The sequence below is a fragment of the Nonomuraea turkmeniaca genome (assembly GCF_005889735.1).
Taxonomy (GTDB): Bacteria; Actinomycetota; Actinomycetes; order Streptosporangiales; family Streptosporangiaceae; genus Nonomuraea; species Nonomuraea turkmeniaca.
This window is the reverse complement of record NZ_VCKY01000319.1, coordinates 1-10,287: the sequence shown is the minus strand read 5'-3', so window position 1 is coordinate 10,287 and position 10,287 is coordinate 1. Positions and strand designations below refer to the sequence as shown.

Annotated in this window: 9 protein-coding genes and 1 pseudogene; 7 read left to right on the top strand and 3 right to left on the bottom strand. The window is 71.5% G+C overall.

Going from position 1 to position 10,287, the window contains the following annotated elements; translation table 11 throughout:
• Both ETD86_RS49195 and ETD86_RS49190 read left to right on the top strand, forming a co-directional pair.
• The coding region (locus ETD86_RS49195; RefSeq protein ID WP_138673508.1) for a CPBP family intramembrane glutamic endopeptidase at positions 1 to 458 on the top strand (458 nt) is incomplete at its 5' end.
• A 407-nt stretch (positions 459 to 865) separates the two neighbouring features.
• Entirely contained in the window at positions 866 to 3,880 is a 3,015-nt protein-coding gene (locus ETD86_RS49190; RefSeq protein WP_138673507.1) for a DUF6242 domain-containing protein, read from the top strand.
• Here ETD86_RS49190 and ETD86_RS49185 read toward each other — a convergent pair.
• On the bottom strand, positions 3,869 to 4,264 hold the full coding sequence (locus ETD86_RS49185; protein ID WP_138673506.1) for an NUDIX hydrolase: 396 nt from the start codon (positions 4,262 to 4,264) through the stop codon (positions 3,869 to 3,871). The two genes, ETD86_RS49190 and ETD86_RS49185, sit on opposite strands and share 12 nt — an antisense overlap.
• Positions 4,265 to 4,281: 17 nt before the next feature.
• Here ETD86_RS49185 and ETD86_RS49180 point away from each other — a divergent pair, with 17 nt between their 5' ends.
• From ETD86_RS49180 to ETD86_RS49165, 4 genes are all read left to right on the top strand, one after another.
• Positions 4,282 to 4,965 carry a DUF6758 family protein gene (locus tag ETD86_RS49180; protein WP_342779358.1) on the top strand — a complete coding sequence of 228 codons (684 nt, stop codon included), beginning with the start codon at positions 4,282 to 4,284 and terminating at the stop codon, positions 4,963 to 4,965.
• A gap of 40 nt (positions 4,966 to 5,005) precedes the next feature.
• The gene (locus tag ETD86_RS49175; RefSeq protein ID WP_170223714.1) at positions 5,006 to 5,719 is read left to right on the top strand and encodes an MBL fold metallo-hydrolase; all 714 of its coding nucleotides are present in this window, start codon (positions 5,006 to 5,008) and stop codon (positions 5,717 to 5,719) included.
• A gap of 5 nt (positions 5,720 to 5,724) precedes the next feature.
• Positions 5,725 to 6,699: a RecB family exonuclease gene (locus ETD86_RS49170; RefSeq protein ID WP_138673505.1), complete on the top strand. Its 975-nt coding sequence runs from the start codon at positions 5,725 to 5,727 to the stop codon at positions 6,697 to 6,699.
• Positions 6,700 to 6,765: 66 nt separating this feature from the next.
• Complete coding sequence (locus ETD86_RS49165) at positions 6,766 to 7,941, top strand: MFS transporter (protein WP_138673504.1); 1,176 nt, start codon at positions 6,766 to 6,768, stop codon at positions 7,939 to 7,941.
• Here ETD86_RS49165 and ETD86_RS49160 read toward each other — a convergent pair.
• Together ETD86_RS49160 and ETD86_RS49155 are read right to left on the bottom strand one after the other, a co-directional pair.
• Positions 7,892 to 8,803 (bottom strand): oxygenase MpaB family protein, encoded by a 912-nt coding sequence (locus ETD86_RS49160; protein WP_138673503.1) that lies wholly within the window; start codon positions 8,801 to 8,803, stop codon positions 7,892 to 7,894. The genes ETD86_RS49165 and ETD86_RS49160 overlap by 50 nt on opposite strands.
• A 13-nt stretch (positions 8,804 to 8,816) precedes the next feature.
• Positions 8,817 to 9,707, bottom strand: a complete 891-nt coding sequence (locus ETD86_RS49155) for an alpha/beta fold hydrolase (RefSeq protein ID WP_138673502.1) — start codon at positions 9,705 to 9,707, stop codon at positions 8,817 to 8,819.
• Positions 9,708 to 10,099: 392 nt separating this feature from the next.
• On the opposite strand from ETD86_RS49155, the pseudogene ETD86_RS57650 reads away from it, so the two are divergent.
• A pseudogene (locus ETD86_RS57650) lies at positions 10,100 to 10,287 on the top strand (GNAT family N-acetyltransferase); the annotation flags it as partial.

Here is a 10,287-nt window from a genome sequence, read left to right as displayed (position 1 = left end):
GGTGGGAACGCTTCCTGCCCGCGCTCATCGTGATCGTGCTGTTGGTGCCCTTCCAGTCGGCCGCCGAGGAGTACGTCTTCCGCGGCTGGCTCCTGCAGGCGGTGGGGGCGCACGTACGCAATCCGGTCTGGGGCATCGTGATCGGCGCGGCGTTGTTCGCGTCGGTGCACGGGTACTCGTGGATGGGGCTGGCGGATGTGTTCGTCTTCGGGGCCGTCATGGGGTGGCTGGCGGTGCGGACCGGCGGGCTGGAGGCCGCGATCGGGCTGCACGTCATGAACAACATGCTGGCGTTCGGGATGAGCGCGGCCGCCGGGGATCTCGAGGACGCCTTGATCCAGAGCAAGGTCGTGGTGCCGTGGCAGGCGATTGTGGGCGTGGTGGTGCAGTTGGGTGCGTACGCCTTTGGAGTTCTGTATCTGGCGAAAAAGCGGTCATTGAGCACTGTTTCGGGATAAATGGGGTCGAAGGTGCGGGGAATCTCGCTAGAGAGGTCTCGCTATTCCGGCTCATTCATGCTGCTCTGGATGCTGTGGGATGGCGAGGGTCTCCCGGAGGTGATCGTTTCGGTCCGGCGGGGTAAGGGTTGGCGCGTGTGATACTTCGTCGGGTGAGGACAACACGTTCGAAATGATGTGGAACGGTCCCCACGTGGTGATCGTTTCCGTACGACTAGTTCGACTAGGAGGTACGGCGCGTGGCCTCCGGCCCCAGCGAACCGCCACGGCGACCGCCGGGTGACGACGACCCGCGTTCCGAGGGCACATCGGAACCGCACTCTTCTGCAGAGCCCAGGATCAGCCATTCCCCGCCCGGTCCCACCGACGATCGGGCCAGGGGCTTACCACTGACGTCCCCATGGGGCATGCCGCCGTTCTCCGCGCCCGTGCCGGATGAGGAGCCGCAGGAAGCGCCGAAGGGGCGCATGCCGTACAGCTCGCCTACGGCCGAGCCCGAGACCGAGCCCCGCCGCCGGCCCCGGCGCATCGTCAACCGCCCGGACAAACTCGTGGCCGGCGGCCCCCCGAGGCCACCGGCCGAAGCCGACACACCCGGTCCCGACCAGCCCGCCCCCGACGAGGGTGCTCCCCATGACGCCGCCACTCCCGCGGCCGAGGCACGCGAGGGCGAGGCACGCGAGGCCGAGGCGCAAGAGGCCGCGGCGCGTGAGGCCGCCGCGCCTGAGGCGGGTGCCCGCGAGGCCGCGGCGCCTGAGGCTGGGGCGCGTGAGGTGTCCGCGCAGGAGCCGAAGACGCCCGCCCGGCGGGACCCCCGGACGCTTCCGTACCGGCTGGTGGTGCCCGCCGACGAGTCCGCTGGGGAGCCCGGCAGGGGTGAGGGCTGGAGCGAGCACTCTGACCCGGCCGAGCAGCGCCCCGCGGCGCAACAATCTGACGCGGCGCAACAACCTGCCATCGCGCAGGAGCGGGCCGAGGCCGGGGAGGCCGACGAGACCGGGACGGGGCGCGAGGACGAGCCTGAAGTGCGGCGGGTGGGGAGGCCGCCGGCGGGGCGGCCGACGCGGCCGGACCTCCTGGTCGCCACCGGCCCGCCACGCCCCCAGGGGTCGAGCGGCCGCCACCACCGAGGCCCGGCCCCCGCCGCCGTACGCAGGTCCAGCCCGGTGCGCAGGGGCAACCGCGCCGTCCCCGTCGTCCTGACCCTGGCCGCCGCCGTCCTCCTGGCCACCGGCGTGCTCGTGTGGCAGTGGACCGGCGAGGAGGCCCCCAGCCTGCGTCTGGAGGCGGGAACCGGTCGCTCGGGGGACGAGCTGTTCACCGTCCCCGCCTCGGGTGACGGCACCATCCAGCGACTCAACGACATGACCTCGGTCGGCCGCGCCGTGGTGGCGGTCGGCAGCGACACGACCAGCCCGACCCCGCGCCCGCTGTTCCTGTTCTCCCCGGACGGCGGCAAGAACTGGCAGCTGGGCCAGGTGAACGGCGCCTCCACCACCACGGTCCAGCGGGTGGTCGGCGGCAACGGACGCTGGCTGGCCAGTGGTGGCGACGGCCAGTCGGGCGAGCGCGGCCTGTGGACCAGCACCGACGGGTACAGCTGGCAGGCCGTTGAGGCGGCGGGGCTGGCCGCGTTCCGGGCCGGCGACCAGATCCACGACATCGCCAGGACGGCATCGGGGTTCGTCGCGGTGGGCCGCGCGACAGGGGACGACGGCGCGACCGGGCCGGCGGTCTGGCGTTCCGGCGACGGCCGTACGTGGGAGCGGGTCGACACCGCGGGGCTGGAGGTAAGGGAGTTCAAGGCCGTGGTCGCCAGGGGCGACACCGTCGTGGCGATCGGGCACCCCGCGGATGGCGAGGGTTCGCGGGTGGTCCGATCGGCCGACGGTGGGCGCACCTGGCAGGCCACCGGCTTCCAGCTGCCGGAGGCCGTGCCGAACACCGGGACGCTGGCGGTGCTGCCCAAACGGTTCGTGCTGGTGCCGACGCGGCACCGGACGGTCACGGGAGACGTACGCGTCTATTGCTCCCCGAACGGGGCGGAGTGGTCGCAGTGCGGCGCCATCGGCGACCTGAGCGGCGAGAGCGTCGGCGTGGAGTCGCTGATCTCCTATGCGGGGGGCGTCGCGGCGATCACGCAGGTCAGCCTCGGCCGCTACTCCGTGCTGACCACCACGGACGGGCGCGGTTGGGCCAAGCGGGCCGACCTCGGCAACCTGCCGGGTGCGACCCTGCGCGGGTTCACGATCTCCGACGGCGGCACCCTGTTCGCCGGCGGCGACCAGGCGGTCACTGACGTCGACAACCAGCTGGTCCTCATGTCCGCGACCCCGCGAGGGCAGGCCTCGCGGGTCCCGCTCGGCGACGTCGAGGGCCTGACCCGCATCGCTCGCGACACCACCGGCATCACCAGCTTCGCCGGCCGGTACGTGGCCGTCGGCGCGGCCTCGGGCGACGCCGGCCTGTGGACGATCAAGAACTGGCAGAGCTGGAAGTCCATGAGCCTCGGCGGCCCCGGCAGGCAACGGCTGGAGGACGTGGCGCACGGCGCCCGCGGATGGCTGGCCGTCGGCGGCACCGAGACCAACACGTCCATCACCGACCCCCTGCTCGTCACCTCCAAGGACGGCGAGAGCTGGAAGAAGGTGGACGTCTCGGGCGACCTGACCCGCCGGCCCGACCGCCCGTACCTGGGCACCCATGTGGTGGCCGCGGGCAAGAAGGGTTACGTGCTGGCCGGTGAGGACCGCGACCAGGCGGGCGCCGTGAACGCGGCCATGTGGTTCACCTCCGACCTGCGCAGGTACACGAGGTCGAAGAAGCTGCCGCAGGGCGGCTCCGGCGTGCGCGTCCACGACGCGGTCGCGACCGCGGACGGGTTCGTGGCGGTGGGCGGATCGGGGACGGCCGACCAGGAGAGCAGCGTGGTCTGGTACTCCGAGGACGGCGTCAACTGGAGCGCGCGCACCCGCGTCGCCCCGCCGGACACCACGTCGGCCGGGCTCCGCCAGATCACCGCCTATCAGGACAAGCTGGTGGCCATCGGTACGGCGCTGACGGGGAGCTCGCGGCGGGCCTTCGCCGCCGTCTCCGAGGACGAGGGCTCGACGTGGCAGACGGCCTGGCTGCCCGCGGACCAGGCGGCCGCGGTGCATGACCTGGCCGCGGCGGAGGAGGGTCTCGTGGCGGTCGGCTGGCACGGTGTGCCGGGCGAAGGCGACAGCGCGGCCTGGACGTCCCAGGACGGCCTGTCGTGGAACCGTATGGCGCTGACCAAGGATCGGCTGGCGGGGCAGGGGATGCAGTGGCTGACGGCGGTGGCCGTGTCCGGGGCGGAGGTCGTGGCGCTGGGGCGGTCCACGACGTACGACGCCGACCACCTCATCCTGTGGAGTTCGAGCCTCACGTCAAGCAGGTAGCACGCCCCAGCCGGTCAGCGCGTCGAGCAGGCCCGCGGAGAGCGGCAGGCGGGCCAGCTCGTCCGCCGTGCACCAGCGCAGGTCGGCGGCGTCGTCCCCGGGCGCGGGCACGCCGCCGGCCACGGTCGCCAGGTAGTCGCGGATCACGTACGTGACGCCGCCGGGGCCGGGGCGGTCCACCGTGCCGGCCAGGCGGCCCACCTCGACGTGCAGTCCCGTCTCCTCCATGACCTCGCGCCGTACGCCGGCGGCGTCGCTCTCGCCGGGCTCCAGGCGGCCGCCGGGAATGGACCACAGGCCCATGCCCGGCGGGTGTCCCCGCTTGATCAGGAGAATCCGGCCGGCGTCGTCGACGATGATCGCGCCAACACAATTTACGCGCACATGGCCAAGATTACGACGTGATAACGAGATGCGGCCTTGACGTGACCGCACTGGAGAAAGCACCGTGGGTAGTTGTGAGAGCGGCTCCAACCTGCCCGCGGTGTTTTGGCCCGCTTCACGGGCCGAGCGCCTGGTCGAGTGCGTATCGATGCGACACGCACGGTGATGTCCTGCCGTATCTGCCTCCGTGGCCGCCGACCAGCACGGCGCTCGAGGCGATGCGCAAGAACTCAGTGGTGCCCGTGTGGCTGCCGTGGCCGTTGCCGGCCGGGTGGCTGGTAACCGGCTTCGCGGAAGTGGGTGATCAGCGCACCGGCGCCCGTGCCAGCGTGGTCGCGCTGACCGGGCCATCGCTGATGGAAGGGCCGGCCGACATGCTCGTGATCGCCGAGGAGCCGGGCATCGGGCTGGGGGCGTCCTTCGCGGGGCTGGGCGGCCCCGATCCCGGCGAGGGTTTCGACTCCGGCCCGCCGAATGCCAAGATCGAGGTGCTCGGTCATCCCACCCCGCTGTGGTGCGTGAACGGCCAGAGCGACCGTGCCGTCTACGCGGGTGAGGCGGCGGGCAACTGGTTGTGGGCGATCTGCTGGCCGGCGGACGCCGGGTGCATGATCGCGCTCGCCGAGCTCTCGCTGATCGACGCCAGGGATCACGATCTTGACGTACCTTTTGGCGCGTTCTCCCCCAGACTGGAGGATTAGCGAGTCGCGTTGTCAGGCAGACCGACTAGAGTTCGGAGGCGTGACAGCGCGTATCGAGCGAGTGGTGACCGAGGGCGTCGTCGACATCGACGGCACCGAGCACAAGGTCGAGAACAACACCTGGATCGTGGGCGACGACGACGAGGTGATCGTCATCGACCCGGCCCGCGACGCAGAGAAGATCATGGAGCAGGTGGGCGAGCGTGAGGTGCTGGCCGTCATCTGCACGGCAGGCCTGCCCGACCACGTCGGGGCCGCCATCGAGGTGGCCAGCAGGGACGAGGGCGTGGTCGCCCTGCACCCCAAGGACAAGCCTCTGTGGCGGGAGACCTGGTCGGAGACCTGGCCCGACATCGACATGGAGGACGACGGCATCTTCGAGGTGGCCGACGTGCAGCTCGATGTCATGGAGACGCCGGGCGTCACCCCTGGGGGCGTGTCGCTCTACTGCGAGGGACTCGGAGCCGTGTTCACCGGCGAGGCCCTGCAGGCCGACGGTCCGGGCAAGCTGGGTGGCGAATACCCGGCCCTGGCCGACCAGCTGACCTCGATCGGCGGGCGGCTGTTCACGCTGCCCCACGACACGCGGGTGCTGGCCGCCCATGGTGACGAGGTCACGATCGGCGACCTCGAGCCGCACTTCGACGACTGGGTCTCGGGCTCGCTGACCCGCGCCGACACCGGCGGCGAGGACGACCCGCTTCCCGACGGCACCAAGGTCTCCGGGATCAAGCTCAACCCGGATGACGACTAGGCCGAATGAACGCAGTGCAGCTTCCGCTGGAAGGCATGCCGCGGCGGCTCTACTCGTGCACGCCGTCGCGGTTGAACACCTGGCTGGACTGCCGTCGTCGCTATCGGTTCACCTACCTGGACCGGCCGGCGCCGTCCAAGGGGCCCGCCTGGGCGCACAACAGCGTCGGGGCGAGCGTGCACAACGCGCTGGCGGGGTGGTGGCGGGAGCCGTACGAGCGTAGGACCCCGCTGACGGCGGCCATCCTGCTCACGAACGGATGGATCGCCGAGGGGTTCAGGGACGCGGAGCAGTCGGGCCGGTGGTTGCAGCGCGCCCGCGACCTCGTGTCCGGATATGTTGCGACATTGGATCCGTCGGATGATCCGGTGGGCGTTGAGCGCACGGTCGCCACCCGCACCAAGGTCATCGCGGTGTCCGGCCGCATCGACCGGCTCGACCGGCGCGGGGACGAGTTGGTCGTGGTCGACTACAAGACCGGGCGCCGACCGCTCACCCAGGATGACGCCCGCTCGTCGCTCGCCCTGGCCGTGTACGCGGTCGCGGCGTCCACGGTGATGCGCACGCCCTGCCGTACCGTCGAGCTGCACCACCTGCCGACGGGCGAGATCGTCGAGTGGCGGCACACCGACGAGTCCCTCGCCAGGCATGTGGGCCGTGCGGAGGATCTCGCCACGGAGGCGGCTGCGGCGGACGAGCGCTACCGGGAGGTGGTCGCCGCACCACCGCCCCGCGGCAGCCGTTCCTCCGGACCCGCGGGCGGCGCTGCGGCCGGTGGCCGGTCCGCGGCGGGTGGCGGGTGGCCGTCGGCGCCGGTGGAGCGGCAGTCTGTCGGGCCCGCGGCGGTGCCGGCCGAGATCGACGAGTTGTTCGCGCCCAACCCCGGCCCGATCTGCTCGTGGTGTGACTTCCGCCGCCATTGCCCCGAAGGTCAGGCGGTCGCGCCTGAGCGCCGCCCCTGGGACGGCCTCGCCGAGTAGCCCCGCACCCGCCGCCAGGCGCAGTTTGCTCACTGAAACAGTGGTTATGGACCTTTTGTGACACGCGTGGGCCGGTTACCGGCCGCAGTAGCGCTGGGCTCGCTGTTCAACCCGCTCAACTCCTCCATGATCGCCGTCGCCCTGGCCGACATCGAGGCCGAGTTCCACGTCGGGATCGCCGCCGTGACGTGGCTGGCCGCCGGGTTCTATCTGACCGGCATCCTCGTGCCGCCGGTGATGGGCACGCTGGCGGACCGGCTCGGCCCGCGGTTGGTGTTCTGCGCCGGGCTGGTGACGATGGTGGTGACCGGGGTTCTGGCCGCGCTCGCGCCGACGTACCCGGTGCTGCTGGTGGTGCGGTTCCTGCAGGCGTTCGGCAGTTGCGCCACGATGCCGGCGGGCATGGCGATCGTGCAGGCGGCGATGCCCGGCGAGGACGGGAGGCCCCCGCCACGCGTGATCGCGACGATCTCCATGGTGCTGGCCGCGAGCGCCGCCGCCGGACCCGTGCTCGGCGGGTTCCTGATCTCCCTGTGGGGCTGGCGAGCGATCTTCCTGGTGAACGTCCCGCTCGCGGCCGTCGCGTTGGCCGTGGCGCTGCGCTGGCTGCCCAAGGTACGCGTGGACGGCCCGCGCCGGACCGTGCTGCCCCGCCCGAACCCGCGGCTGCTGGCGACCTGCGGCGAGTTCGCGCTGGTCAACGTGGTGTTCTATGCGGCGTTCTTCGCGGTGCCGCTGTGGGCGCAGCGCTCGGCCGGCGTGCCCGCGCACGTCGCGGGGCTGCTGGTGCTGCCCATGGCCGCGCTGGCGATCGTCATGACGCCCGTGGCGGTGTTGCTGGCCGCCCGCGTGGGCATGCGGGCCGTGCTCGTCCTGAGCGCCGCCCTGCTGCTCGCCGGCTCCTGTGTGATGCCGGCCGTGGGCCCCGTCGGCATGGTCCTGGTGGCCGCGTCGCTGCTCGGCGTGGCCTCGGCCTTCAGCCAGTTCGGACTCAACTCGCTGGTGTTCGTGCACGCCGGCCGGCGCGACACGGGGATCGCGGTGGGGTTGTTCCAGGCCTCCAGGTACGTCGGCGCCGCGACCGCGTCGTCCCTGCTCGGTGTGCTGTTCGAACGGGCGGGCATGGCGGGCACCGGATGGACGATGATCGCCGTGTCGGCTCTCGTGCTGGCGGGCGGGGTGCTCCTGCCCGTCAGGCAGCCAGCGCCGTCGGCCAGCGGCGGGGATCGGTCAGGCCCTTGAGCCCCTTGCCGACGTCGTACCCGGCCGCTCCCAGCCGCTCCCTCGCGGCCTGCAACATCTCCCGCGTGGCCGGCATGAACGCGTGGTCGTGCACCGGCTCCGGCAACGCGTTCATGCCCAGCCGGAACGCCCTCAGCCCGGCCGTGACCGTGGCCCGGGGCACCTCGGGCAGCGCGCCGTACATCCGCCTGGCCCAGTCCGGCAGCGTGTAGTAACACAGCGCGCCGAAGGGGAAGTAGGCGGGCTTGCCGGCCGACAGCAGCCTGAGCTCGTGCGGCAACCGCGGCCACAGCAGGAACCGCACGGTCGCGGCCGCCTCCTCCGTCACGCGCAGGCTGGGACGTACCTGCTTGAAGTACGCCTCCATCTCCGCACACGTGCCCGGCACGTCGTCGGGATGCAGGCCGACGTACGAGGCGCTCTTGCGCTGCTCGGACAGGTATTGGTCGGCCTGGCGCTCGGTCACGGCGAGCCCGCCCCGCCTGGCCACCTCCAGGTACGACGACACCTCCGCGCAGTGCACCCACAACAACAACGCGGGGTCGTCCACCCGGTGCGTGCGCCCCGTGTCGGGATCGTGGATGCGCAGGGCCTTGTGAATGCGGCGCACCCGCCGCCCGATCTCGTCGGCCTCCTCAGGACTGCCGAACGTCACCCGCCCCACGAAGTCGGCGGTGCGCCGCAGCCGCCCGAACGGGTCCTCCTGGAAATTGGAGTTCTGCCAGACGCCGCGCATGGCCAGGGGGTGCAGCGCCTGCAGCATGAGGCCGCGTACGCCGCCCACCCACATCGAGCGGTCGAGGTGCACCTGCCAGGTCGCGCTCTGCGGCGGCTGGACGACGATTTCCTGGATGCTCGTCATAGTAAGTGCATAATTACATGGCATTGGACCTGGTGTCCAAGAAGTGCTTTTCGGCGGTGTTCCAGAACCTGACCAGGGCCGCGGCGGTCGTCTCCGGCGCCTCGACGGCGGGGGAGTGCACCGCCCCGGGCACGACCACGCACTCCGCCCCCAGCCTGGCGGCCATCTCCGACTGGGCCTCGGGGGACCAGCCGTCGTCGTGCTCGCCGTACAACACCAGCGTGGGGAGCTCGATCTGGCGCAGATCATCGGTACGGTCCCGCATGGACAACACCTGCTCGGCCATGCACACCAGGCCCGTCGGCGAGTTGCTCATCAGCCGCCGGTGCAGGAACGCCACGATCTCGTCCGGCACGTCGGCGGCCAGCGCCTCCGGCTCGAACCTGTGGTGCCACACGTGCTCGACCCCCAGCACGGGCAGCTCTTCCATGATCTTCCTGCCGTTGACCGCCCGCCGGCCCTCGATGGCCCCGGGGCCCGAGCTCATCAGCGTGTACGAGGCGAACCTCGTCCGCCCGTCGATCACCGCCTCGCGCGCCACCAGGCCGCCGAACGAGTGCCCCACCAGGTGCACGGGATCGCCGCCACCGATCACCTGGGCCAGCATGTCGATGTCCGCGCCGAGCGCCGCGCAGGTGTAGGCCTCGGGGTCGTCCGGGCCTGGGGTCTCGAACTGGCCGCGGAGATCCACGGCCACCACCCGGCGGCCCGAATGGGCGAGGGTCATCAGGACCGCGATGAAGTCTTCCTTGCTGCCCGTCAGTCCGGGCACGAGGAGCGCGGGCCAGCGCTCGATCACACCACTGACCGGAAGTGCCTCCAGGGCCGCGAACGTGCCCAGTGGCGTTTCGATCTTCTGTGGTGCGACGCCAGGAGGCAGGTCGAGGAATCGCGGCGTACTCACGTGAGGCAACAATACCCAGAGGTCAGCGCATCGACACCGGCAAGGCCATTACGCTGGTGCGACTTCAGAGGAGATGTGACGAATGCCAGACGTCGAGATCCGGCCCGCCGGCTCGTGGGACGACGTACAGACGGTTTTCGGCCCCAACGGCGCCTATTCGGGTTGCTGGTGCATGTGGTTCCGGGTGGCGGGGGCGGAGTTCCGCGACCTGGGTGCGGGGGACCGCCGTACGCGCCTCCAGTCGCTCGTGGAGGGCTCTGAGCGGGCGCCTGGGGTGCTGGCGTACCTCGACGGGGCGCCGTGGGGTGGTGCGCTGTGGCGCCGCGTGAGGAGCACGCACGGCTGCTCCGCTCGCCCGTCACCAAACCCGCCTCCCCTGAGGAGGCCGGGGTGTGGTCGGTCACCTGTTTCTACGTGACCCGCGCGGGACGCGGGCAGGGGGTGGCGGCGGCTCTGCTGGCGGGGCCGTGTCGTACGCGGCCGCGCAGGGGGCCCTGGTGGTCGAGGGATATCCGAAGGACTCCGAGAAGAAACTCCCCCGGAGCGAGCTGTATCAGGGGTGGCGTTCGCTGTTCGAGGA